Consider the following 23,746-nt stretch of genomic DNA (forward strand, 5'->3'; position numbering starts at 1 on the left):
ACCGCTCACACTCTGGACAACCTTGACAGTGAGGGGAAACGGCACCGTAGAGTCGACGGACGGCCCTGCTGAGGGGCTCGGCCGTAAGAGCGCCGCGCGGCGGCGCTCCGTGTGAAGGCATCCACCGCACCCACCGTGCTCGATTGATCTGTCACGGAGCCTTCGCATGTCATCCGGCACCCTTGCCACAGCCCCCGCCGTCCCCCGTATACCCGAGCTCGCCGTCTCCTCGGTGGAGACGGCCCGATGAAGCCCCAGCTGGTGATCGTGGGGGCCGGGCCGCGGGGGACCGGTCTCCTGGAGCGCATCGCCGCCAACGCGCCCGAGCTGTACGCCGGTTCGGGCCTCGACATCCATCTGGTCGACCCGCATCCACCGGGCGCGGGACGCATCTGGCGGGCCGCCCAGTCGCCGCTGCTGTGGATGAACTCGCACGCCGAGGACGTCACCATGTTCACCGACGAGACGGTGACCATGGCGGGGCCGGTACGCGAGGGCCCCACCCTGCACGAGTGGGCCGGCCTGGCCGGCACCACCTTCGCCGACCGGCAGATCCAAGGCCGCTACCTGCGCCACGTCTACGACCGTGCCGTCGCCGACCTGCCGGACGGCATCACCGTCCACCACCACCCGCGCCGCGCCCTGCGGGTGAGCGGGCCGCGCGAGGGACGCCAGCAGGTCTGGCTGGAGGGCCGCCCGCGCCCGCTCCTCGCCGACCTGGTCGTCCTCGCCCTGGGTCACCTGGACGCCGAACTCGATCCGGAACAGGCCGCGTTGGCCGCGTACGCCGACGCACACGGCCTGGTCCACCTGCCGCCCGACTTCACCGCCGACAGCGACCTGTCCGCACTGCGGCCCGGCGAGCCGGTGCTCGTCCGTGGGTTCGGTCTCGCCTTCGTCGACCTGATGGTCCTGCTCACCGAGGGACGGGGCGGGCGGTACGACGGTGACACCTATGTGCCGTCCGGGCGGGAACCGGTGCTGTACGTCGGGTCGCGGCGCGGGGTGCCGTACCACTCGAAGATCGGTTACGACTGGACCGGCGAACGCCCGCCGCTGCCCCGCTTCTTCGGGCCCGGCGAGGTCGCCGAGCTGCTCGCCCGGCCGGACGGCTTCGACTTCCGGCGGGATGTGTGGCCGCTGGTGGCGAAGGAGCTGGGGTTCGCCCACTACCACCGGCTGTTCACCGTCCATCCCGAGCGGACGGCGGTCGCCTGGCGCGACTTCGAGGAGAAGTACGCCGCCGCCGAGGGGGACGCCGAACTGCGGGCGCTGGCCGCAGCCGCCGTACCCGACCCGGCCGACCGGCTCGATCTCGCGGCGCTGGACCGGCCGCTGGACGGGGTGCGGTACGCCTCGCACGAGGAGTTCCAGGAAGGGCTGCGCGAGTACGTCGAGGCCGATCTGGGGCGCCGGCACGACCCCGGGTACAGCCCCGACCTGGCGGTGTTCCTCGGACTGCTCTCCGTCTACGGGCAGTTGGTCCGGCTCGGGAACATCGGGCCCTGGTGGCACGGGTTCTTCAGCTATCTCGCCTCCGGGCCGCCCGGGCCCCGGCTGCGGCAGCTGCTCGCGCTGTCCCGGGCGGGGGTGCTGAAGTTCGTCGGCGCCGGGATGACCGTGGCGGCGCAGGACGGCGTGTTCCGGGCGTCCGCCGACACCGTGCCCGGGTTCGTCGTGGAGGCGCGGGCCCTTGTCGAGGCCCGGCTGCCCGAACCGACCGTGGGACGGGCCCGGGACGCGCTGCTGCGCGAGTTGCAGGGCGACGGCGCCGCCGAGACGCCCGACGGGCTGCTCCGGGTGGACCCCGCCGACGGGCGGATCCTCGACGGGGGCGGGCGTCCGCATCCCCGGCGGTTCGCGCTCGGGCCGTTCACCGACGGCCGTACGCCCGGCGCGTTCACCCGGCCGCGCACCGGAGGGCCCGCGTTCCGGCAGAACGACGCCACGGCGCGCACGGCACTGGCCTTCCTGCGCGAGCTCGCGGACCGGGCCGCCGCGTAGTCCGTCGCCGTCCGGTCCCGGTGTTTCTGTCCAAGGTGCTGTGAGGAGGAGGGGTTTGCGGATGTCTTTCGGAGAGGTTGGTGTCTTATGACCGGCTCGTACGGCCGGGGGCTGTTGCATCTGGCCGCCGCCGTGGACCAGGTCGGCGCGTTCGACGAGGAGCGTCACGTCGAACTGGTGCGGCTCGCCGAGAGCGGGGGGCTGGACTTCGTGACGCTCGACGGCCGGTTCGGGTGGGCGGAGACCGACGCGCTCGCCGTGCTGGCTCTGGTGGCCCCGGCCACCCGGCGGATCGGTCTGGTGCCGGTGGGGACGTCCCCCCGGACCACCGTCGCCCACCTCGACCAGGCCGGTCTGGGCCGGGTCGGCTGGTGGAGCGACGAGAGCGACGGGAGCGACGGGAGCGATGCTCCGGGTCCCTCGCAGGGGTACGCGGTGCGGGTGGCCGACGCCACCGAGGGGACCGCCCGGCGGACCGTGGCCCGGTACGCCGATGTCGCCGTCGTGCGGGCCGCCAGCTCCGCGCAGGCCGCCGCCGTACGGGACGAACTGCGGGCGGAGGCCGTGGCGGCGGGCAGGGACCCGGACGCGCTGCGGGTACTGGTGAGCCTCATGGTGGATCTGGGCGACGGGGAGCGCGCGGCCGAGCCGGGGCACGGCGGCGGTGGGCCCCGGCAGACGGTCCAGGGCCCGCTGTACCGGGGCGGTCCCGTCGATCTGGCGGAACTCATCGCCACCTGGCACGGCGAGGGCGCCACCGACGGCTTCCACCTCGTCCCCGCCGAGCCGCGCCGGGACCTGGAACGGCTGGTCAACGGCACCGTGGCGCTGCTCCAGCACCGCGGCCTGTTCCGCACCTTCTACCCGGGCAGCACCCTGCGCGAGCACCTCGGTCTCGCCCGGCCCGCCGACCAGTTGGCGGCGCCGTGAAAAACGATGCGCATCATGAAGAGAACCGTGAAAGGACTGATCGTATGACCGCGGACGCGTTCGAGGACTGGAAGCGCTGGCACGAACACCGCGTGGAGACCGTCTCGGACCCCTACGGGCCGCTCGCGCTGGTCGGCACCCACTGGATCGAGGACCATGCGGACGGCCGGCTCCCCGGCGTCCCCGGCGCCTGGGCGGTCGACGGTGACACTGTCGTGCTCACCGCGGTGGCGGCTGACGGCCTGGCCGTGGACGGCGAGCCCTTCGCCGGTGAGATCCGGCTCGACGCCGACCGCGAACCGGCGGCCCGGGTCACGCTCGGCGAGCGGCGGCTGGTCGTGCTGATCCGCGAGGGCGTCTGGGGCGTACGGGACTACGACCCGGCCGCCGGGACACGCCGCGCCTTCCGGGGCATCGACGCCGTCCCCTACGACCCGGACTGGTCGGTGCCCGGGCGCTTCACGCCGTACGACGAGCAGCGCACCGTCCGCGTCCCCACCGCGGACGGAGTGGAGCGCGGGCTGGCGCTCGCCGGGGAGCTGACGTTCACGGTGGCGGGCGAGGGGCGGACGCTCCGGGTCGCCGAGCAGGTCGACGGGCGGCTGTGGGCGGTGTTCGCCGATGCCACCAGCGGCCACAGCAGTTTCCGGTTCAGGTTCCTCTATTCGGCCGCCCCGGCCGCCGACGGTTCCACCACCGTCGACTTCAACCGCGCGCAGCTGCCGCCGTGCGCCTTCGCGGACCACTTCATCTGCCCTTTCCCGCCGCCCGGGAACACGCTGGACCTCGCTGTCGAGGCGGGGGAGCGCCGGCTGGGCTGAGAGGTACGGCGGGGGCGAAAGCCTATAAAGCAGCCACAGTTCATTCACAGTCGCACGGCCGAAAGGCACCCTTGCGGTCACCTGTCGTTCGCCCGAATACTCCCCCACAGCGCTTGTCAGGGGCACTGCGTGTTCGGAATCCGGGCGTCTCCCCTGGCTGCGCCTCACGGGCCCCGACCCCACGCGGGCCCCCGACTTCCCCTGGGAGGGAACGACAAGTGAGGATCAAGCGCACGACCCCCCGCAGCGGTATCACGAGACGGACCCGGCTGATCGCCGTGGGCACCGGTTTCCTGGCCGCGGCAGCGTTCGCCGTCCCCACCGCGAACGCGAGTGACGCTCACACCTTCAGCGCGACCCAGTTGAAGGCCGTGAACGGCTCCGTTCTGAAGGCGGACATCCCCGGCACCGCCTGGTCCGTCGACAGCAAGACCAACCGTGTCGTCGTCACCGCCGACTCCACGGTCTCCAACGCCGAGATCGCCAAGATCAAGCGGCAGGCGGGCGCGAACTCCGGCGCGCTCACCATCAAGCGCACCCCCGGCACCTTCAAGAAGCTGATCACCGGCGGCGACGCCATCTACGGTGGCGCCTACCGCTGCTCGCTCGGCTTCAACGTGCACAGCGGCAGCACGTACTACTTCCTGACCGCCGGGCACTGCGGCGAGGTCGCCTCGACCTGGTACAGCAACTCCGGCCACACCACGGTCCTGGGCACCAACGTCAGCTACAGCTTCCCGACGAACGACTTCGCGCTGGTGAAGTACACCAACTCCTCGATCGCGCACCCGAGTGCGGTCGGCAGCCAGACCATCTCCAGCGCGGCCACGCCCAGCGTCGGGACCACGGTGTACCGCCGCGGTTCGACCACCGGCACCCACAGCGGCCGGGTCACCGCGCTCAACGCCACCGTCAACTACGGCAGCGGTGACATCGTCTACGGCATGATCCAGACCACGGTCTGCGCCGAGGGCGGCGACAGCGGCGGCCCGCTCTACGGCGGTTCCGTCGCCTACGGTCTGACCTCCGGCGGCAGCGGCGACTGCACCTCCGGCGGTACGACCTTCTTCCAGCCGGTCACCGAGGCGCTGAGCTACTACGGCGTGAGCGTCGGCTGACGATCCGTACGGATCAGCTCCCGGCAGTGGCCCCCGTACGCAACCGGCGTACGGGGGCTCCCCTTTGCCCGGGGGCGGGGTTACCGTCGAAGGATCCTGGAAGTCACCCCTTGGGGGACGGCATGGTCGAGGCGCTGGTGGCGGCGGGAGCCGCTCTCGTGTCCGTCGGAGCGGTCTACGCGCTGGCCGCGGCACGGGTCGTCAGACAGTACGAGCGGGGCGTGGTGTTCCGCCTCGGCCGGCTCCGGCCGGAGGTGCGCGGACCCGGGTTCACCATGGTGGTCCCGTTCGTGGACCGGCTCCAGAAGGTCAACATGCAGATCGTCACGATGCCCGTGCCCGCACAGGAGGGCATCACCCGGGACAACGTGACCGTACGGGTCGACGCGGTCGTCTACTTCAGGGTGACCTCGCCCGCCGAGGCGGTCGTCCGGGTCGAGGACTACCGGTTCGCGGTCTCGCAGATGGCGCAGACCTCGCTCAGGTCCATCATCGGCAAGAGCGAGCTGGACGACCTGCTGTCGAACCGTGAAAAGCTCAACCAGGGCCTGGAGTTGATGATCGACAGTCCGGCCGTGGAGTGGGGCGTCACCATCGACCGCGTCGACATCAAGGACGTCTCGCTGCCCGAGACCATGAAGCGGTCCATGGCCCGGCAGGCCGAGGCCGACCGGGAGCGCCGGGCCCGGGTCATCAACGCCGACGCCGAACTGCAGGCCTCCAAGAAGCTCGCGGAGGCCGCCAAGGAGATGTCGGAGCAGCCCGCCGCGCTGCAACTGCGGCTGCTGCAGACGGTGGTGGCGGTCGCCGCGGAGAAGAACTCGACCCTGGTGCTGCCGTTCCCGGTGGAGCTGCTGCGGTTCCTGGAGCGGGCTCAGCAGCAACTGCCCCCGGCAGCAGGGCCTGATGGTGCGGGCGGGTCTGCAGGGGCGAATTCCGGCCAGGGGTAGAGGTCACTGTCCGCCGCCCGTTACTCGCACGTGGTGTTTGCAGTGCAAATCCTCCTGGGGCGACTGTGAACGGCTCGGGCACCGGGGCGCACAACATCCGCGCACGCGCGTCCTGAAGTCGACCTTGTGTGCTCCCTGTGGGTCTCGGAATAGTAGGCGCCCGTCAACCAGCCTTCCGGTCCCAGAGGTCCCCACAACCTCACGGACCGACCCCCCACAGGAGGACGCGAGTTGAAGCACCGACGCATACCCGGGCGCCGGGCGGTCATGGCAGGCGCGGGCGTAGCCGCGCTCGTCGCCGCCGGAGTGACCTTCCAGACTGCGAACGCGAGCGAGCCCGCCAAGGACGCCCTGCCGCAGATCCTGTCCGCCCCGGCGGCCGGAAAGCTCGCCTCGACGCTCGCTGCCGACCTCGGTACCGACGCGGCCGGCACGTACTACGACGCGCAGTCGAAGAACCTCGTCGTCAACGTGCTCGACGACACCGCCGCGAAGGCCGTCGAGGCGGCCGGGGCCAAGGCGAGACTCGTCGCCAACTCCCTCGCCGAACTCGACGGCGCGCGCACCACGCTGAAGCAGGACGCCACCATCCCCGGCACCTCGTGGGCGACCGACCCGGTCGGCAACAAGGTCGTCGTCACCGCCGACAGGACGGTCACCGGGGCCGCGCTGGCCAAGCTCACCAAGGTCGCCGACGGGCTCGGCGAGAAGGTCGAACTGCGGCACTCGAAGGGGGAGTTCAAGCCCTTCATCGCCGGCGGCGACGCGATCAGCGGCTCGGGCGGGCGCTGCTCGCTCGGCTTCAACGTGGTCAAGGGCGGCCAGCCGTACTTCCTGACCGCCGGGCACTGCACCCAGGCGATCTCCACCTGGTCGGACTCCTCCGGCAACGTGATCGGCCAGAACGCCCAGTCCAACTTCCCGGGCACCGACTTCGGCCTGGTCAAGTACACGTCCGAGGTGGACCACCCGAGCGAGGTCGACCTCTACAACGGCTCCACCCAGAAGATCACGGGCGCGGCCGAGGCGACCGTGGGCATGAAGGTGACCCGCAGCGGCTCCACGACCCAGGTCCACGACGGCACGGTCACCGGTCTCAACGCCACGGTGAACTACTCCGAGGGCACGGTGAGCGGGCTCATCCAGACCGATGTGTGCGCCGAGCCCGGCGACAGCGGCGGCTCGCTCTTCTCGGGCAGCAGCGCGATCGGCCTGACCTCCGGCGGCAGCGGCGACTGCACCTCCGGCGGGGAGACGTTCTTCCAGCCGGTGACGAAGGCGCTGTCGGCCACCGGCACCCAGATCGGCTGACGCACGCGGCAACCCCGCGCGGCCCCGCCCCGAGGGGGCGGGGCTTTCGCGTGCCCCACGGCCCGGGTCGGCTGTGACCGTTCGCGGTTGTCGGTGACTGAGGCCGGGCTGCTTCGCTGCTCACGCGGGTTGGCGGGTTGTGTTCGCGACAGCTGGCGAGAGAAGGGGCTCAGCCGGTCACGAAGAGTGCTTGACGGGGTTGCCCCCGTGGCTGGTCGGAGCCGGCTTGACCTTGACGCCGGGTCAACCCTCCATCCTTCCGGCAAGGGCGTCCTCGCAGTCGCGTGGGGCAGCCCCGCAAAGGAGGCAGATGACCATGACGACCCAAACGATCGCCGGTCCGGCGATGCGCGTGCGGGGTCTGGAGAAGTCGTACGGGAAGCTCGAAGTGCTGCGCGGAGTGGACTTCGACGTGGCGCCGGGCAGCATCTTCGCTCTGCTCGGTTCCAATGGGGCGGGCAAGACCACGACCGTGAGGATCCTCGCCACGCTCCTGAAGGCCGACGCGGGGACGGCGAGCGTCAATGGTTTCGACGTCGCCACGCAACCGGCGAACGTGCGGGAGTCCATCAGCCTCACCGGGCAGTTCGCGGCCGTCGACGAGATCCTCAGCGGTTGGGAGAACCTCGTACTCGTCGCCAGGCTGCGCCACCTCAAGGACCCGGGCTCGATCGCGGACGACCTGCTGAGGCGTTTCTCGCTGACCGACGCCGGACCGCGGAAGGTGTCCACGTATTCGGGTGGGATGCGCCGCCGGCTGGACATCGCGATGAGCCTCATCGGAAATCCTTCCGTGATCTTCCTGGACGAGCCGACGGCCGGACTCGACCCCGAGGCGCGCATCGAGGTGTGGCATGCCGTCAAGGAGCTCGCCGAGTACGGCACGACGGTGCTGCTCACCACGCAGTACCTGGACGAGGCTGAGCAGCTCGCCGACCGGATCGCGATCCTCCACCAGGGGCGGATCATCGTGAACGGCACCCTCGCCGAACTCAAGCGGCTCTTCCCGCCCGCCAAGGTCGAGTACGTCGAGAAGCAGCCGACTCTGGAGGAGATCTTCCTCGCGGTCATCGGCAGCGGCGAAAAGAGCGACGCCACTGGCACGACAACTGGGGGACAAGGATGACCGCGTACTTCTTCAGCGACACTGCCGCGCTCACGGGGCGGACCCTGCGCCATGTCACACGCAGCATGGACACCATCATCACGACCGTCATCACGCCGGTCGCCATGATGCTGATGTTCGTCTACGTGTTCGGAGGCGCCATTGATACCGGGTCGGTCTCGTACGTGAACTACATGCTGCCCGGCATCCTGCTCATGACCATCGCATCGGGCATCTCCTACACGGCGTACCGGCTGTTCACCGATGTGAAGAGCGGGATCTTCGAGCGATTCCAGTCCATGCCGATCGCGCGGTCGGGTGTGCTGTGGGCGCATGTCGTCACCTCTCTGGTCGCCAACCTGATCGCGCTCGTGCTCGTCGTGGGCGTCGCGCTTCTCATGGGCTTCCGCTCGGGGGCAGGCGTGTCGGCATGGCTCGCGGTCGCCGGCATCCTGCTCTTGTTCACGCTGGCATTGACCTGGCTCGCCGTGATCCCCGGGCTCTCCGCGTCGTCGGTCGAGGGAGCGGGCGCGTTCGCCTACCCGCTCATCTTCCTGCCGTTCGTCAGCTCGGCGTTCGTGCCCACAAAGACGATGCCCGGCCCGGTGCGCTGGTTCGCCGAGAACCAGCCGGTGACGTCGATCGTCAATACGATCCGCGACCTGTTCGCCCAGCGGCCGGTCGGCAACGACATCTGGACCGCCCTCGCCTGGTGCGTCGGCATCCTCGTCGTGGCGTACGTCTTCGCGATGGCCGCCTATCGCCGGAAGATCGCCTGAGGCAGGCTGAGACCCATGCTCACCATCAGCCAGCTTGCGGCGTACGCCGGGGTGACGGTACGGGCGGTACGCCACTACCACCACATCGGGCTGCTGCCCGAGCCCGAGCGCGACCGGTCCGGGTACCGGACCTACGATGCCGCCGCGGTCGTGCGACTGATCCGGATCCGCACCCTGGCTGATGCCGGCGTGCCGCTCGCCAGGGTGGAGAAACTCCTCGACGCCGGCCCGGAAGAGTTCGCCGGCGGCGTCCAGGAGATCGACAAGAATCTGCGCGCCGAGATCCGGCGGCTGCAGAACACCCGCAGCCGACTCGCCCGGCTCGCCGCCGGAGAGCACCTGGCGCTCCCGCAGAGCGTCGTGGACTACCTCGACCGGCTGCGCGGTCTCGGCGTCGGGGAGCGGTACATCGCGATGGAGCGGGATGCCTGGATCATGATCGCCGCCCAGGTGCCGGACCTCATCGACTCCGTGATCGCCAAGAAGCACGAGGAGCTGGACAACCCCGACATGGTGAGGCTCTACAGCTTCTTCACCGGGGAGCTCAACTGGCGGGCCGGCGATCCACGGATCGTCGAGGTCGCCGACATCCTGGAGCGCCTGATGATTCGCGCCGTGGAGGCCGGCGAGGTGGGTGACGACGGCTTCGATGATCAGTTCGTCGCCCTGATGGACTCAACCATGCTTGAGTCCGCACCGGGCGCCGAACTGGTGCTGGCGATTCTGAAGGAGCGTGGCTGGAGCGGCTGGACCCGCATCGAGCGAGTGCCTGCCGACAGACTCGACACTGAGCTGCCGCCTCCTTGACCTGGGCAAGCTGCCGGTCGTCCCACTCCAGCCAGCCTCTGATCCGGACGAAAACACCCATGACGATCGCTTTCCCGTGCCCTGAGCACTGTCCTGTTCCACGTTCGCGATGACGCCGAATCGAACGATAGACGGGATCCGGCGGCCTGGCGCGAGGCTCAGGAGCCCCCGTCCGGTCCTCACTGCCTGCGCCCCATCGCGGCAGGGCCTGGCCCTCCAGGGACTCGAACCCGCGATGCCGCCCCGTGCAGACCACGCCACGGACCCCGAATGCGACCTTCGTCATGGGCCGCGATCACTGCTTCAGCGGGAGCTCGCCAACTCCGATGAACAACCGCCAACAAGCCTGAACAGTCACAGTCGGCAGGCGTTTCCGCAGGTGAGGGGCGTTCGAACAGGTGTCGTACATACGTTCGAGAATAGGGGTATGGTGGAGGTGGGGAAGTTGGGAACTGATGTTCGATAGTTCTGTTCGGGCAGTCCTGCGGGGCTCATGAGTGCGGGAGGTGCGGATGCCGGGCTTCACCCATCTGCACACCGTCTCCGGGTACTCCCTGCGCTACGGCGCCTCGCACCCGGAGCGGCTCGCCGAGCGTGCCTCCGAGCGGGGCATGGACGCCCTCGCCCTCACCGACCGCGACTCCCTCGCCGGCACCGTCCGCTTCGCCAAGGCCGCCGCCAGGGCCGGTGTCCGCCCGCTCTTCGGGGTGAACCTCGCGACCGTTCCGGCGGAGGCGCTACGACAGGAGAAGCGCCGTGCCCCGGTCCGCGGCGGTGCCTTCATCGACGAGTCGACACCCCGGGTCACCTTCCTCGCCCGCGACGGTGCCCGGGGCTGGGCCGACCTGTGCCGCCTGGTCACGGCCGCGCACCGGAGTGAGGGCACCCCCCTGCTGTCCTGGCCCGACAACCATGGCGACGGTCTGACCGTGCTGCTCGGACCCGGGTCGGACGTGGGGCGTGCCCTGGCCGCCGGGCGCCCCGACCGCGCCGCGAGGCTCCTCGCCCCCTGGCGCGAGGTCTACGGCGACGCCCTCCGCCTGGAAGCCGTCTGGCACGGCCGCACGGGGACCGGACCCGGCTCCCTGCGGCTGGCCGCCCGCACCGTCGGTTTCGCCGCCGAGCAGCGGATCCGCCCGGTGCTCAGCAACGCCGTCCGCTACGCCGACCCCGGCCAGGGGCCGGTCGCCGATGTCCTGGACGCGGCCCGCCGCCTGGTGCCGATCGACCCGACGAAGGAGCTGGACTCCGGGGAGGCCTGGCTCAAGGACGCGACCGTCATGTTCCGGGCGGCCGAGCGGATCGTGGAGGCCGCGGGCTACCGGCGCGACACCGCGCACCGGCTGCTGGAGCAGACCCGGGCGACGGCCGCGGAGTGTCTGGTCGACCCCGAGGACGACCTCGGCATCGGCACCGTCCACTTCCCCGAACCGCATCTCGTCGGCGCCGGCCGGCGCACCGCCCAGCGGGCGCTGGCCTCGCGGGCGGCGGCCGGGATGGTGCTGCACGGCTACGCGGGCAAACGTGTGTACTGGGAGCGGATGCACCACGAGCTGGACATCATCGCCCACCACGGTTTCGCCTCCTACTTCCTGACGGTCGCCCAGGTCGTGGACGACGTGAAGCGGATGGGCATCCGGGTGGCGGCGCGCGGCTCCGGCGCGGGCTCCCTGGTCAACCACCTCCTCGGCATCGCCAACGCCGACCCGGTCGAGCACGGGCTGCTGATGGAGCGCTTCCTGTCCAGGGAGCGGGTGGTGCTGCCCGACATCGACATCGACGTGGAGTCCGCGCGCCGTCTGGAGGTCTACCGGGCGATCATCGGCCGGTTCGGCGAGGAGCGGGTCGCGACCGTCTCCATGCCGGAGACCTACCGGGTCCGGCACGCCGTCCGGGACGTGGGCGCGGCCCTGTCCATGGACCCGGCCGACATCGACCGCATCGCCAAGTCCTTCCCGCACATCCGCGCGCGTGACGCCCGCGCGGCCCTGGAGGAACTGCCCGAACTGCGGGAGCTGGCGGGGGAGAAGGAGAAGTACGGCCGGCTCTGGGAGCTGGTCGAGGGTCTTGACGCCCTCCCGCGCGGAATCGCCATGCACCCCTGCGGAGTGCTCCTCTCCGACGCCTCCCTGCTCTCCCGTACACCGGTCGTGCCGACCAGTGGCGAGGGTTTCCCCATGTCGCAGTTCGACAAGGAGGACGTGGAGGACCTCGGGCTGCTCAAGCTCGATGTGCTGGGCGTGCGGATGCAGTCGGCGATGGCGCACGCGGTCGCCGAGGTGGCACGGGCGACGGGCACCGAGGTCGACCTGGACTCCGTCCCGCCGGGCGACCCGTCGACATATCGACTCATCCGGTCCGCCGAGACGCTGGGCTGCTTCCAGATCGAGTCGCCGGGGCAGCGGGACCTGGTGGGGCGGCTGCAGCCGGCCACCTTTCACGACCTGGTCGTCGACATATCGCTGTTCCGGCCGGGGCCGGTCGCCGCCGACATGGTGCGGCCGTTCATCGAGGCGCGGCACGGACGGGCCCCCGTCAGGTACCCGCACCCCGACCTCGAGGAGGCGCTGAAGGGGACGTACGGGGTCGTCGTCTTCCACGAGCAGATCATCGACATCGTCGCCGTCATGACCGGCTGCGGGCGGGGCGAGGCCGACCGGGTGCGGCGCGGGCTCTCCGACCCGGAGTCGCAGGGGCGGATCAAGGTGTGGTTCGCGCAGCACTCGGCGGCCCGCGGCTATGACGCGGAGACGATTCAGCGGACCTGGGAGATCGTCGAGGCGTTCGGGTCGTACGGCTTCTGCAAGGCGCACGCGGTGGCGTTCGCCGTACCGACGTATCAGTCGGCGTGGCTGAAGGCGCATCACCCGGCCGCCTTCTACGCCGGTTTGCTCACACACGACCCCGGGATGTACCCGAAGCGGCTGCTGCTGGCGGACGCCCGGCGGCGCGGGGTGCCGATCCTGCCGTTGGACGTGAACAGGTCGGCGGTCGCACACCGGATCGAACTGGTGTCTGAATCTCCATCGGTGTGGGGGCTGCGGCTGGCCCTCTCCGACGTGCACGGCATCAGCGAGGCCGAGGCGGCCCGGATCGCGGACGGGCAGCCGTACGCCTCGCTGGTGGACTTCTGGGAACGGGCACGCCCGAGCCGGCCCCTTGCGCAACGACTCGCCCAGGTCGGTGCGTTGGACGCCTTCGGCGCCAACCGCCGTGACCTGCAACTGCACCTCACCGAGCTGCACCGGGGCGGCCGGGGCGCGGGCGGCGGCCAACTCCCGCTGGCGGGCGGCCGGAAGACGGCGCCGACCGGACTCCCGGACCTGTCCTCCGCCGAGAAGCTGAGCGCCGAACTCGGCGTGCTGTCGATGGACACCTCGCGCAATCTGATGGACGACCACCGGGTCTTCCTCAAGGAACTGGGCGTGGTGTCGGCACGGCAGCTGCGCGAGACCCGGCACGGGGAGACCGTGCTGGTGGCCGGGGCCAAGGCGGCCACCCAGACCCCGCCGATCCGGTCCGGCAAGCGGGTCATCTTCACCACCCTGGACGACGGCACCGGCCTGGTCGACCTGGCCTTCTTCGACGACTCGCACGACGCCTGCGCGCACACCGTCTTCCACTCCTGGCTGCTGCTGGTGCGCGGAGTGGTGCAGCGGCGCGGCCCGCGCAGCCTCAGCGTGGTCGGCTCGGCCGCCTGGAACCTCGCCGAACTCGTCGAACTGCGTGCCGAGGGCGGCCTGGACGAGGTGGCGGCCCGGCTGGCGGAGCCGGTGCCGGCTCCCGAGGGGGCACCGGCCGGGGATCCGACGCACGGTCGCCGTATCCACCTGTCGACCGGATATGAACTGCACCCGTGGGCCGATCTGCGCCCCGCGGGTGGGGAGGCCTCACAAGGGCCTTCCAGAACAAGGAAGTTGTGGCACCAAAGTCCGGGGAGTGCGGGATGACCATCCTCTGCGTACGTTTCCAGCTGCCGCCGATGTACGAGGCCGCCCTGCCCGGACTGCTCGGGCTGTTGGAGGAGTTCACCCCGGTCGTCGAGGCCCTGCCACCGGACGGGGCGCTGGCCGATCTGCGGGGCGCCGAGCGCTACTTCGGGCGCAGCGCGGTCGAGTTGGCGTCGGTGATCCGGGTCCGCGCCCTCGCGCTGCACGGCGTCGACTGTGTGATCGGCGCCGGCCCCGGCCCGACGCTGGCCCGGGTGGCACTGGGCGCGGCCCGGCCCGGGGTGACCTGCGAGATCCCCGCCGACCCGGAGGGCATCGCGGAGTTCCTCGCGGACCGGCCGGTGACCGCGCTGCCCGGGGTCGGCACGGCGACGGCCCGCACCCTGTGCGCATACGGCCTGGACACCCTCGGCCTGGTCGCCGCCGCACCGCTCTCCACGCTCCAGCGGCTGATCGGCGCGAAGGCGGGCCGTGAACTGCGCGAGAAGGCGAACGGCGTCGACCGCGGCCGGGTCGTCCCGAACGCGGTCTCCCGCTCCCTCGCCACGGAACGCCCCTTCGAACGCGACGAGCTGGACCCGGACCGGCACCGCCGTGCCCTGCTCTCCGCCGCCGAGGAACTGGGCGCCCGGCTGCGCGCCCTGGAGAAGGTCTGCGGCACCCTGACCCTCAGCGTCCGCTACGCCGACCGCTCGTCGACGACCCGCAGCCGCACCCTCAAGGAACCGACCGCGCACTCGTCGGCGCTGGCCAGGACGGCGTACGGCATGTACGACGCGCTCGGCCTGCAGCGCGCCCGGGTCCGTGCGCTCGTCCTGCGCGCCGAGGGGCTCACCCCCGCCGAACAGGCCTCCCACCAGCTCACCTTCGACCCCGTCGACGAGAAGGTCCGCCGTATCGAGGAGGTCGCGGACCGCGCGCGGGCCAAGTTCGGCCCGCGCGCGGTGATGCCGGGCACGCTGGCCGCGTAACCCCTTTTTCGTATACGTCAGTTGGCCCACGGCGGCACGATCCGGCTGCCATCGGCCAGCTCGGCCTCCAGGCCGATGGAGGTGGTGACCCAGGAGAGCGCGGTGTGGTCGGTCGGGTTCTCGACGGCGAGGGTGGCGCCGGGGTTGACGATGACGGTGTCGCCGGCCCGGATGCGGTCGGTGCGGCCGTCGAGGGTGATCAGCAGCTCGCCGACCAGCAGATGGAAGATCTCCTCCCGGGTGACGGTGTGGGCGGGGGCCCTGGTCCCGGCCGGGATCTCCCCGCGCCACGCGCACAGTTCCTTGCTGCCGGTGAGGGGAGTGGCGTACGAGACGAAGCGGGCGCCGTGGATCTCGTGGGTGGTGGCCTCGGCGGAGCGGATGACGGGCATGGGAGCCTCCGTTGTCGATTTGGTCAAGCTGCTTGACCACTTTCCATCTATGGTCAAGCTGCTTGACCATCTGGTCAAGGGTGTTTCAATGCCTCGTGCAGAACTCCGAGGCCATGGCCCTGTCCGCAGCCCTGCTCGCCGCAGCCGGCGAGCTGACCCAGCGCATCAACGAGGGTGTCGTCGCCCGTGGTTTCGAGGGGATGAGGCCCGCCCACGGCTTCGCCTTCACGCGGCTCGCTCCCGACGGGGCCACCGTCACCGAACTCGCCGCGCACCTCGGGGTGACCAAACAGGCCGCGAGTCAGCTTGTCGACGAAGTCGTCCGGAAGGGCTATGCCGAGCGGCGGGATCACCCCGGGGACGCCCGGGCGCGACTGATCGTGCTCACCGAGCGGGGCTGGGCCTGTACGCGGGCGGCGGAGGAGGTGGCCGCCGAGGTCGTGGGGGAGTGGGTCGAACTGTTGGGCGAGGGTGAAGTGCGCGTGTTGGGGCGGCATTTGGCGCGGATCGCTCCCTATGGTCCGATCAGGCCTGCCTGGTGACGGTTCGTCAAGGGTTCGGTTGAGCCACTGGTTACCACTGGAAGTTTTTACTGACGCGTAACTTCACGCTTGCACTACTCGTCCGTAACTTGATGAGTGAACAGCATCCTCGTGATCCGGATCACAGGGCGTAAGGCCGTCGCATCCCCCTTGAGCCGCAAGGAGATCACACGATGCTGCCCTGGAAGCGAGTGCTCAGACCCCTGACCGCGCTGCTCGTAGCCGCCGCAGTCGCCACCGTTCCCGCCGCCACCGCCCATGCGTCCAGCGCCCCCAGCACCGGCTGGAACGACTACTCCTGCCACCCCTCCGCCGCCCACCCCCGCCCCGTCATCCTGGTCCACGGCACACTCGGCAACTCCGTCGACAACTGGCTGTCCCTCGCCCCGTACCTGGAGGGCCGCGGCTACTGCGTCTTCTCCCTCGACTACGGCCAGCTGGACGGCGTCCCCGTCTTCTACGGCCTCGGCCCCATCGACAAGTCGGCAGAGCAACTCTCCGCCTTCGTCGACAAGGTGCTCGCCGCCACCGGCGCCGCCAAGGCCGACCTCGTGGGCCACTCCCAGGGCGGCATGATGCCGCGCTACTACCTCAAGTTCCTCGGCGGTGCCGCCAAGGTGAACGCGCTCGTCGGTCTCGCCCCCGACAACCACGGCGCCACCCTCAGCGGCCTCACCAACCTGCTGCCGTACTTCCCCGGCGCCGAAGACCTGATCAAGGCCACCACCCCCGGCCTCGCCGACCAGATCCCCGGCTCCGCCTTCCTCACCAAGCTCAACGCGGGCGGCGACACCGTCTCCGGAGTGCACTACACGGTCATCGCCACCAAGTACGACGAGGTGGCCACGCCCTGGCAGAGCCAGTACCTGAGCGGTTCGGACGTCGACAACGTCCTGCTCCAGGACCTCTGCCCGCTCGACCTCTCCGAACACGTGGCGATCGGGCTCTTCGACCGGATCGCCTTCCACGAGGTGGCCAACGCGCTCGACCCGGCCCACGCCACCGCCACCACCTGCGCGTCGGCGTTCAGCTGAGCCGCTGCCCAACTGAACGCCGCCGGGGCCTGTCCGACCTGAGCCGCCGGTCAGGCCCCGGAGTCTGGATCCCATGGGGCTGATCAGAAAGCTAGCCCCAAGAAACCGTGAAATCGCCTGTTGGGAGCGGGTGAAGGGGATCCTTATGGTCGCCTTAAGGGAGTGCTCAGGCTGCGCTGAGGTAACTAGCGTTCGCACTATGACGAACGACGAGATCCGGCCCGCCGGGGCAGCCGATGTGCCGGCCGTGAAGGCCGTGACCGATATGGCGTACCACCACTACATCGCGCGCATCGGGGTGGTGCCGCAGCCCATGGAGGCGGACCACGCGGCGAATGTGGCCGCGGGCCGGGTGTTCGTCGTCGGGGACCCGGTGGTCGGGCTCGTCGTCATCGAGGCGCACGAGGACCATCTGTTCCTCGACAGCATCGCCGTCCATCCCGACGCACACGGCCAGGGGATGGGACGGCGGTTGCTGGAATTCGTGGACGCACGCGTGCGTGCGCTGGGCCTGCCCGAGGTCAGGCTCTACACCAACGCGCTGATGTGGGAGAACCAGAAGATCTACCCGAAGCTCGGCTACGAAGTCGTCGAGCGGCGCGTGGACGGGCCGTACGACCGCGTCCACTACCGCAAGCGGCTGAACTGAAAGGGGCGCCGGGAAACCGGCGCGGTCAGCCGTCCGGCCACCAGGTGCGGGCGATGTCCTTACGCACCTCGGGGCGTCCGCTGGGGCGCTCGTCCGCCTCTTCGCGGATCCGGCGGCTGTCGTTCTTCTTCAGGGGCCTCTGCACGGTTGTGCGGCGCATGGCTGCCTCCTTCAGTGCCTACCGAGCTTCCGTGATGTCACGGAGGTAGGCCCTTTCGGCGAGAGTTCCTCATCGATGCCGGTCTGTCAGTGGTCGCAGTCACAGGGACCGGCTGTCAGTGGCGGGTGTCACTCTTGGGGCATGACGAACGAGAGTGATCGGACGGTTGCGGTGGGTGTCGACTGGGATGCGGAGGCCGCCGGTTTCGACGAGGAGCCGGACCACGGGCTGCGTGCTCCCGAGGTGCGGCTGGCCTGGGCGGAGCGGCTCCGGGCCTGGCTGCCCGAACGCCCCGCCGATGTGCTCGACCTCGGCTGCGGCACCGGCAGCCTGGCCCTCCTCGCCGCCGAGCAGGGCCACCGTGTCACCGGGGTCGACAGTTCCCCGGCGATGCTGGAACGGGCCCGGGCGAAGCTCGCCGGCCGTGACGCGGTGTTCCTGACCGGCGACGCGGCGGCACCGCCGGTGGGAGAGCGGCTCTTCGACGTCGTCCTCGTCCGGCATGTGCTGTGGGCGCTGCCCGACCCCGCGCGCGTGCTGCGGCACTGGCGTGGGCTGCTGCGGCCCGGAGGACGGTTCGTGCTGGTGGAGGGCGTGTGGGGGATCGTCACCCCGGTCGGCATACCGGCCGACCGGCTCACCGCCCTCCTGACGCCCCTCGCCGGGCACGTACGCGTGGAGCCGCTGTCGGCACAGACGGTGCTGTGGGGGAAGGAGGTGAGCGACGAGCGGTACGCGGTGGTGGCGACGGTGTGACGACGCCGTCAGGACAGCAGGGCCGCGAAACCGCGGCCCTCGCGGGCCAGGGCCTCCAGGGCGTCCAGCGCGGCCACGGCCGCCGCTGCGGCGGCCGGGTCCCGCTCCGCCAGCCCGCTCTCGGCGAACTCGTCCTCGTCCAGGCGCCGTACGTCCGTGCCGTCCGCGGAGCGCCACAGGTCCAGGTCGAGGTCCTCCACGACCAGTTCGCCGCCGGTGAGCGTCGCGGGGCGGGCGATGTCGCAGTACCAGCCCTTCAGAGTGCCGTCGGCGGCGCGGACCTCCTTCACCGCGTACCAGCGGTCTCGCCAGTAGAACTCGGTGAAGACATCGCCCTTCTCGAACCGGACGAAGCCGAAGTCGCGGGTCACGTCACCGGCCCAGGGTGCTCGCACGGCGATCCGGGTGCCGTCGTCGTGCAGCAGCCCGGCGGGATAACGGATCTTCGTGCGACCCGCCTTGACCAGAACGACGTCCACCGTGGCCGTCGGCTCAGCCGAGTTCGCGGACATACCTGACCTCCGTCGCGCAGATGTCGTACCCGAACCACTTGTTGATCGCCAGCATCGGGCCGTTGCCGCTGTCGTTGCCCGTGAACGCCTCCGTACAGCCGGCGGCGCGGGCGCGGTGCAGGGAGTCGTTCTTGGCGAGTTTGGCCAGGCCCCGGCCGCGGAAGACACGGGCGGTACCGGTCATGACGGTGCCGTAGCGCGCGCCGCCGTCGGTGCGGGCCGCGCTGAACGCCGCGGGGCGGCCGTCCACCAGGACGACCGAGGTCAGCTCGTGGCTGAACAGAGGATGCCGCCAGGTCTCCTCCAGCCACGCCTCGTAGTCGGAGAACTCGTAGTCGATGTCGCTCGGCTCGTCCGACATCGTCTCCGCGTCGAGAGCGAAGAACGGATGCGGATCGTCGGCGAAGTCGGCGCCGGTGCGGAGTTCGACGCCCGGGGGCGGGGTCCGGAGCGGAGGGAGCGTGCCCTGCGCGAGGTCCAGGCGGAGGAAGTGGGCGGAGCGGCTCGCGGTGTAGCCGCGCCGCTCGGCGAAGGCCCGGTTGGCCGGGGCGTCCAGCACCCAGGCGTACGACGTGGTCGCGCCCACCGCCGACAGGTGCTCCTCCGCCATACGGAGGAGGAGGGCGCCGGCGCCTCGGCCGGTGCGCTCCGGATGAACGTACACGTTGGCGAAGCCCTGGCCCGGCTCCGCGCTCTCGTGGGCGAGGCCGACCTGGGCCGTGCCGATGACCTCGCCGTCCTCCTCCGCGATCAGCTGACGGAAGCGGGCGTCGGGGTGGGTGTGTGTCAGGTCGTGGACCAGGGATTCCGGGGTGAACAGCATGAAGGGGAGGGCGAGCTGCCGGACCCGTGCGAAGCCCTCGGCATCGGACCGGACGTCGGGGCGCAGATCACGCACGATCACTGTCATGGGGCGCACGCTATGCGGGACGAGTGCTGGATGCCTCTCAATTTCCGGCGGGTGCGGGAGAATCGGGCCGTGACCTTGAAGATCCACATCGATGACAGCGCGCCGCCGTACGAGCAGGTACGGGCGCAGATCTCCGAGCAGGCGCGAGGCGGGGTGCTGCCGGTGGGGTACCGGCTGCCGACGGTCAGGGGGCTGGCCGAGTCGCTGGGCCTGGCGGTGAACACGGTGGCCAAGGCGTACCGGGCGCTGGAGACGGACGGGGTGATCGAGACGCGGGGGCGCAACGGAACGTTCGTCGCGGCGGCGGGGTCGGCGGCGGAGCGGGAAGCGGCGGTCGCCGCGCAGGCCTATGCCGACCGGGTCCGGCGGCTGGGGTTGCCGGAGGAGGAGGCCCTGTCCGCGGTGCGGGACGCCCTGCGGGCGGCTTACGGGGGATAGGGAGTTGCCGGTCGGTTGCTGAGCAGGGCTCGGCACCGCCGGATTGCGCCGCGGCGGCTGATCGCCGTTGCGGCGGAAAAAGATCAAGCGGCTGGGAAGCATCTCAGCCGCTCGTGGCCGGCTCCGGCGTCCTCGTCACCGTCAGTCCCGCGCGCTCCGCCGCCTGCCCGAACGCCGCCGCGTCCCGCACCGCCGCTCCGCCCGGGTCGTTGTTGAAGTACGTGTAGATGTCGGCGCTCTCGGGGTACGCCGTGGCGATGCGGTCGATCCAGGTTTCCAGGGAGCGGCGGCCGTAGCGCGGCCAGGGTGTGGCACGGCCCTCGTGGAAGCGGACGTAGGCCCAGTCGGTGGTGCGCCAGAGCGGGGTCATGGGGTGGGCCTGGATGTCGGCCCAGCACAGGGCCGCTCCCCGGGACTCCAGGACCTCGCGGGTCTGCCGTGTCCACCAGGAGTCATGGCGGGGTTCCACCGCGACGCGCGTGCCGCGGGGGAAGCACGCCAGGCACGTGTCCAGCAGGGCCGGGTCCGCCTTGAGCGTCGGCGGGAGCTGGAGGAGGACCGGGCCCAGCCGGTCGCCCAGGCCCGCCGCGTGGGTCATCAGGCGGTCGACCGGCTCCTCGGGGTCCTTGAGGCGTTTGATGTGCGTGAGATAGCGGCTCGCCTTGACCGCGATCACGAAGTCCGCAGGGACCCGCTCCCGCCAGGACGCGAAGTTCTCCCTCGACGGGAGGCGGTAGAACGCGTTGTTCAGCTCCACCGTCGTGAAGCGCGCCGCGTACTCCTCCAGCCACAGCCGCATGGGCACATCGGCCGGGTACAGGACGCCCCGCCAGTCCTTGTACTGCCAGCCCGACGTTCCGATGAACAGGGGCATACCCCCATCAAAGCACTACAGGTGCCGCCCTGCTCCAGGCGCTACAGGTACAGCCCCGCGTCCGCGCCCTCCCGCGCCCCCGGTACCGACGTCGGTGACGTGCCCCGGCGCAGTGCGTACAGCTCCGCCAGGGTCGCCCCGTCCCGGCCCACGCCTTCCTCCGTGCCGAGCCAGTTCACCGCCTCGCTGTGGGTCAGCGGGCCCACCTCGATCCGGGCCAGGCAGCGGCCCGGGCGGACGACGGCCGGGTGCAGACGCTCCAGGTCCTCGTTGGTGGTGACGCCGACCAGGACGTTGCGGCCCTGGCCGAGCAGGCCGTCCGTGAGGTTCAGCAGCCTCGACAGCGCCTGGCCCGCCGTGTGCTTGGCCTCGCCGCGGATCAGTTCGTCGCAGTCCTCCAGCAGGAGCAGCCGCCAGCGGCCCTTGCCGGCGCCGTCCTCCTCGCCGATCGCGATGTCCATCAGATAACCGACGTCGGAGAAGAGCCGTTCGGGGTCGAGGACGCAGTCCACCTGGCACCAGTCCCGCCAGGAGCGGGCCAGGGTGCGCAGCGCGGAGGTCTTGCCGGTGCCCGGCGGGCCGTGCAGGAGCAGCAGCCGGCCCGCGATGTCCTCCGGCGTCGTCTTCATCAGGCGGTCCATCGCGTCCGCCACCGGCGCCGTGTAGTTGGCGCGGACCTCGTCCCAGGTGCCGGCGGAGATCTGCCGGGTGGTGCGGTGCGGGCCGCGGCGCGGCGAGACGTACCAGAAGCCCATCGTCACGTTCTCCGGCTGCGGTTCCGGCTCGTCCGCCGCGCCGTCCGTCGCCTCGTTCAGCACCTTCGAGGCCAGCTCGGCGGTGGTCGCGGTGACGGTCACGTCCGCGCCCCGGTTCCAGCGGGAGACGAGGAGGGTCCAGCCGTCGCCCTCCGCCAGGGTCGCGCTGCGGTCGTCGTCGCGGGCCACCCGCAGTACCCGCGCCTCCTTCGGCAGCAGGGTCGCCCCGGTCCGCACCCGGTCGATGTTGGCCGCGTGCGAGTACGGCTGCTCGCCCGTCGCGAAGCGGCCGAGGAACAGCGCGTCGACGACGTCGGACGGAGAGTCGGAGTCGTCGACGTTGAGCCGGATCGGCAGCGTCTCGTGCGGCTTGGCAGACATGCCGCCATGATCCGCCACCGGGGCCCGCAGCGCACCCGTTTTCCGAAGTGGGCGGGGAGTGTCGGGTGTGCACCGAGCTTCCGGAGTATCCGAAGTGCCCACCCGGCTCTGTTACAGAGCTGTCGATCCGCGATACCTGCCCCCGGGGCGATTTCCGCCATTAATGTTGTCCTTGATGGGACGTCATGGGTGGAATTCGGGGGCTCGGCGGTGGCGGCTCACCGCCCTGCTCGGTGTGGGCGTGGCCGCTCTCGCCCTGATCGTGGCACTGGTCAACACGCTTCCAGGGGGCGGCGGCACCGCGGGCACGACCCGCGACGGCGACAAGGTGCACGGCACCCCGGGCACCCCGCCGGACAAGACGGAGCCGTACGTGGGCTGGGGCTTCACGCACACCCAGTACAGCGCCGACGAGGGCAGCGGGGCCGCCACCGAGCGGGTCGAGAGCCTGCTGGCCAAGGACGCCGGGATGCCGCAGGACCAGGCCATCATGGGCTGGGGCGCCGACAACCCCGAGCCGGTGAAGGGCCGTTACGACTTCGGCGCCCTGGACCGCCGGGTCGACTTCATGCGCAAGTCGGGCGGCACCCCGGTGATCACCCTGTGCTGCTCGCCGGACTGGATGAAGGGCGGCAAGGCCGGCGTCGACAACACGAACTGGAGCCAGGCCGCCCTGGAGACCGCGCCCACCCCCGACCACTACCAGGACTACGCGGACCTCGCCGCGACCGTCGCCAAGCGCTACCCGGACGTACGGCACTTCATCGTCTGGAACGAGTTCAAGGGCTTCTGGAACAACGCGAAGGGCCGCTGGGACTACGAGGGCTACACCGAGCTCTACAACCTCGTCTACAAGGCGTTGAAGGCCGTGAACAAGGACATCATGGTCGGCGGGCCGTACCTCGTCATGGACAGCTTCGACCCGCGCCAGACCGAGAACGCCTCCACCACCCTCAAGGGCGACTGGGGCGTCCTGGACCAGCGGGTCGTCGACGCCTTCGACTACTGGAACACCCACAAGGCGGGCGCCGACTTCGTGGTCGTCGACGGGTCCAGCTACACCAACGACGACGACCTGCTGCCCGACGAGTTCGCGGCCACGCAGAAACTGACGTACGTCAGCGAGTGGATCCGGAAGCAGACGCACGACCTCCCGCTGTGGTGGGCCGAGTACTACGTCGAGCCCGCCGACGGCAACGACCGGCGCGACGGCTGGACCGAGGAGCACCGGGTCGCCGTCCAGGCCACCGGCATGATCGCCCTGGTCGAGGGCGGCGCCGACTCCGGCTTCTACTGGAACCCGGAGGACGAGAAGGGCGGCGACTGCCCCGGCTGTCTGTGGACGACGACCGACAGCGGGGACGGCGGGCAGGAGCTGCCCATGTACGACCTGGTGTCGAGGTTCGGGAAGGCGTTCCCGCCGGGGACCACATACGAGACGGTCTCCGTCGCCAAGGACGACGTACCCAACGTCCGCGTCCTCGCCAGTGCCAGGACGATCCTGGTCGTCAACACCCTCGACCGGGCGATCAGCGCCCAAGTGGACGGCAAGCGGTTCGACATGCAGCCGTACGAGGTGAAGTGGCTCATCAGGTGA

The 23,746-nt window shown here is 70.7% G+C and carries 23 protein-coding genes; 17 read left to right on the forward strand and 6 right to left on the reverse strand.

The window, feature by feature from the left end; genetic code table 11:
• The first annotated feature begins 246 nt into the window (after window positions 1-246).
• The 11 genes from EDD90_RS41575 to EDD90_RS41625 all read left to right on the forward strand — a co-directional run bounded on the left by EDD90_RS41575 (window position 247) and on the right by EDD90_RS41625 (window position 14,746).
• Entirely contained in the window at window positions 247-2,004 is a 1,758-nt protein-coding gene (locus tag EDD90_RS41575) for an FAD/NAD(P)-binding domain-containing protein (protein WP_123978250.1), read from the forward strand.
• A gap of 87 nt (window positions 2,005-2,091) precedes the next feature.
• A complete protein-coding gene (locus EDD90_RS41580) occupies window positions 2,092-2,934 on the forward strand; it encodes an LLM class flavin-dependent oxidoreductase (RefSeq protein WP_123978251.1) in 843 nt (280 codons plus the stop codon).
• 44 nt (window positions 2,935-2,978) lie between these two features.
• Window positions 2,979-3,755: a DUF1684 domain-containing protein gene (locus tag EDD90_RS41585; RefSeq protein WP_123978252.1), complete on the forward strand. Its 777-nt coding sequence runs from the start codon at window positions 2,979-2,981 to the stop codon at window positions 3,753-3,755.
• A 218-nt stretch (window positions 3,756-3,973) separates the two neighbouring features.
• Window positions 3,974-4,873, forward strand: coding sequence for a S1 family peptidase (locus EDD90_RS41590; protein WP_123978253.1), 900 nt, complete (start codon window positions 3,974-3,976; stop codon window positions 4,871-4,873).
• A 122-nt stretch (window positions 4,874-4,995) separates the two neighbouring features.
• The gene (locus tag EDD90_RS41595) at window positions 4,996-5,823 is read left to right on the forward strand and encodes a slipin family protein (protein ID WP_123982185.1); all 828 of its coding nucleotides are present in this window, start codon (window positions 4,996-4,998) and stop codon (window positions 5,821-5,823) included.
• A gap of 231 nt (window positions 5,824-6,054) precedes the next feature.
• Window positions 6,055-7,134 (forward strand): S1 family peptidase, encoded by a 1,080-nt coding sequence (locus tag EDD90_RS41600; protein ID WP_123978254.1) that lies wholly within the window; start codon window positions 6,055-6,057, stop codon window positions 7,132-7,134.
• A 316-nt stretch (window positions 7,135-7,450) separates the two neighbouring features.
• Complete coding sequence (locus EDD90_RS41605) at window positions 7,451-8,260, forward strand: ABC transporter ATP-binding protein (protein WP_123978255.1); 810 nt, start codon at window positions 7,451-7,453, stop codon at window positions 8,258-8,260.
• Window positions 8,257-9,018 (forward strand): ABC transporter permease, encoded by a 762-nt coding sequence (locus tag EDD90_RS41610; protein ID WP_123978256.1) that lies wholly within the window; start codon window positions 8,257-8,259, stop codon window positions 9,016-9,018. Before EDD90_RS41605 ends, EDD90_RS41610 begins: the two co-directional genes overlap by 4 nt.
• Window positions 9,019-9,033: 15 nt before the next feature.
• A complete protein-coding gene (locus tag EDD90_RS41615; RefSeq protein ID WP_123978257.1) occupies window positions 9,034-9,825 on the forward strand; it encodes a MerR family transcriptional regulator in 792 nt (263 codons plus the stop codon).
• Window positions 9,826-10,337: 512 nt separating this feature from the next.
• Window positions 10,338-13,775 (forward strand): DNA polymerase III subunit alpha, encoded by a 3,438-nt coding sequence (locus EDD90_RS41620; protein ID WP_123978258.1) that lies wholly within the window; start codon window positions 10,338-10,340, stop codon window positions 13,773-13,775.
• Window positions 13,772-14,746: a DNA polymerase thumb domain-containing protein gene (locus EDD90_RS41625; protein WP_123978259.1), complete on the forward strand. Its 975-nt coding sequence runs from the start codon at window positions 13,772-13,774 to the stop codon at window positions 14,744-14,746. Before EDD90_RS41620 ends, EDD90_RS41625 begins: the two co-directional genes overlap by 4 nt.
• A 17-nt stretch (window positions 14,747-14,763) precedes the next feature.
• Here EDD90_RS41625 and EDD90_RS41630 read toward each other — a convergent pair whose 3' ends face one another.
• Window positions 14,764-15,138 (reverse strand): cupin domain-containing protein, encoded by a 375-nt coding sequence (locus EDD90_RS41630; protein WP_123978260.1) that lies wholly within the window; start codon window positions 15,136-15,138, stop codon window positions 14,764-14,766.
• A 95-nt stretch (window positions 15,139-15,233) separates the two neighbouring features.
• Between EDD90_RS41630 and EDD90_RS41635 the strand changes: the two genes are divergently transcribed.
• The 3 genes from EDD90_RS41635 to EDD90_RS41645 all read left to right on the forward strand — a co-directional run bounded on the left by EDD90_RS41635 (window position 15,234) and on the right by EDD90_RS41645 (window position 17,363).
• Window positions 15,234-15,680: a MarR family winged helix-turn-helix transcriptional regulator gene (locus EDD90_RS41635; RefSeq protein WP_123978261.1), complete on the forward strand. Its 447-nt coding sequence runs from the start codon at window positions 15,234-15,236 to the stop codon at window positions 15,678-15,680.
• Window positions 15,681-15,853: 173 nt separating this feature from the next.
• On the forward strand, window positions 15,854-16,714 hold the full coding sequence (locus EDD90_RS41640; RefSeq protein WP_123978262.1) for a triacylglycerol lipase: 861 nt from the start codon (window positions 15,854-15,856) through the stop codon (window positions 16,712-16,714).
• A 199-nt stretch (window positions 16,715-16,913) separates the two neighbouring features.
• Entirely contained in the window at window positions 16,914-17,363 is a 450-nt protein-coding gene (locus EDD90_RS41645) for a GNAT family N-acetyltransferase (protein ID WP_123978263.1), read from the forward strand.
• Between the two features lie 25 nt (window positions 17,364-17,388).
• On the opposite strand, the gene EDD90_RS57860 is transcribed toward EDD90_RS41645, so the two are convergent.
• The gene (locus EDD90_RS57860) at window positions 17,389-17,523 is read right to left on the reverse strand and encodes a hypothetical protein (RefSeq protein WP_123978264.1); all 135 of its coding nucleotides are present in this window, start codon (window positions 17,521-17,523) and stop codon (window positions 17,389-17,391) included.
• 141 nt (window positions 17,524-17,664) lie between these two features.
• Here EDD90_RS57860 and EDD90_RS41655 point away from each other — a divergent pair, with 141 nt between their 5' ends.
• Entirely contained in the window at window positions 17,665-18,279 is a 615-nt protein-coding gene (locus EDD90_RS41655; protein WP_123978265.1) for a class I SAM-dependent methyltransferase, read from the forward strand.
• 8 nt (window positions 18,280-18,287) lie between these two features.
• Here EDD90_RS41655 and EDD90_RS41660 read toward each other — a convergent pair whose 3' ends face one another.
• Both EDD90_RS41660 and EDD90_RS41665 read right to left on the reverse strand, forming a co-directional pair.
• Window positions 18,288-18,791 (reverse strand): DUF402 domain-containing protein, encoded by a 504-nt coding sequence (locus EDD90_RS41660; protein WP_123978266.1) that lies wholly within the window; start codon window positions 18,789-18,791, stop codon window positions 18,288-18,290.
• On the reverse strand, window positions 18,772-19,701 hold the full coding sequence (locus EDD90_RS41665; RefSeq protein WP_123978267.1) for a GNAT family N-acetyltransferase: 930 nt from the start codon (window positions 19,699-19,701) through the stop codon (window positions 18,772-18,774). The genes EDD90_RS41660 and EDD90_RS41665 overlap by 20 nt, the downstream gene beginning before the upstream one ends.
• Before the next feature lie 69 nt (window positions 19,702-19,770).
• Here EDD90_RS41665 and EDD90_RS41670 point away from each other — a divergent pair, with 69 nt between their 5' ends.
• Complete coding sequence (locus tag EDD90_RS41670; RefSeq protein WP_185149410.1) at window positions 19,771-20,139, forward strand: GntR family transcriptional regulator; 369 nt, start codon at window positions 19,771-19,773, stop codon at window positions 20,137-20,139.
• Window positions 20,140-20,242: 103 nt separating this feature from the next.
• On the opposite strand, the gene EDD90_RS41675 is transcribed toward EDD90_RS41670, so the two are convergent.
• Both EDD90_RS41675 and EDD90_RS41680 read right to left on the reverse strand, forming a co-directional pair.
• A complete protein-coding gene (locus tag EDD90_RS41675) occupies window positions 20,243-21,013 on the reverse strand; it encodes a DUF72 domain-containing protein (RefSeq protein WP_123978269.1) in 771 nt (256 codons plus the stop codon).
• Window positions 21,014-21,054: 41 nt separating this feature from the next.
• Complete coding sequence (locus tag EDD90_RS41680; RefSeq protein ID WP_123978270.1) at window positions 21,055-22,149, reverse strand: DUF5925 domain-containing protein; 1,095 nt, start codon at window positions 22,147-22,149, stop codon at window positions 21,055-21,057.
• Window positions 22,150-22,324: 175 nt separating this feature from the next.
• Between EDD90_RS41680 and EDD90_RS41685 the strand changes: the two genes are divergently transcribed.
• Window positions 22,325-23,746, forward strand: coding sequence for a GH39 family glycosyl hydrolase (locus EDD90_RS41685; protein ID WP_123978271.1), 1,422 nt, complete (start codon window positions 22,325-22,327; stop codon window positions 23,744-23,746).

It is taken from the genome of Streptomyces sp. Ag109_O5-1 (assembly GCF_003814875.1).
GTDB classification, from domain to species: domain Bacteria; phylum Actinomycetota; class Actinomycetes; order Streptomycetales; family Streptomycetaceae; genus Streptomyces; species Streptomyces sasae.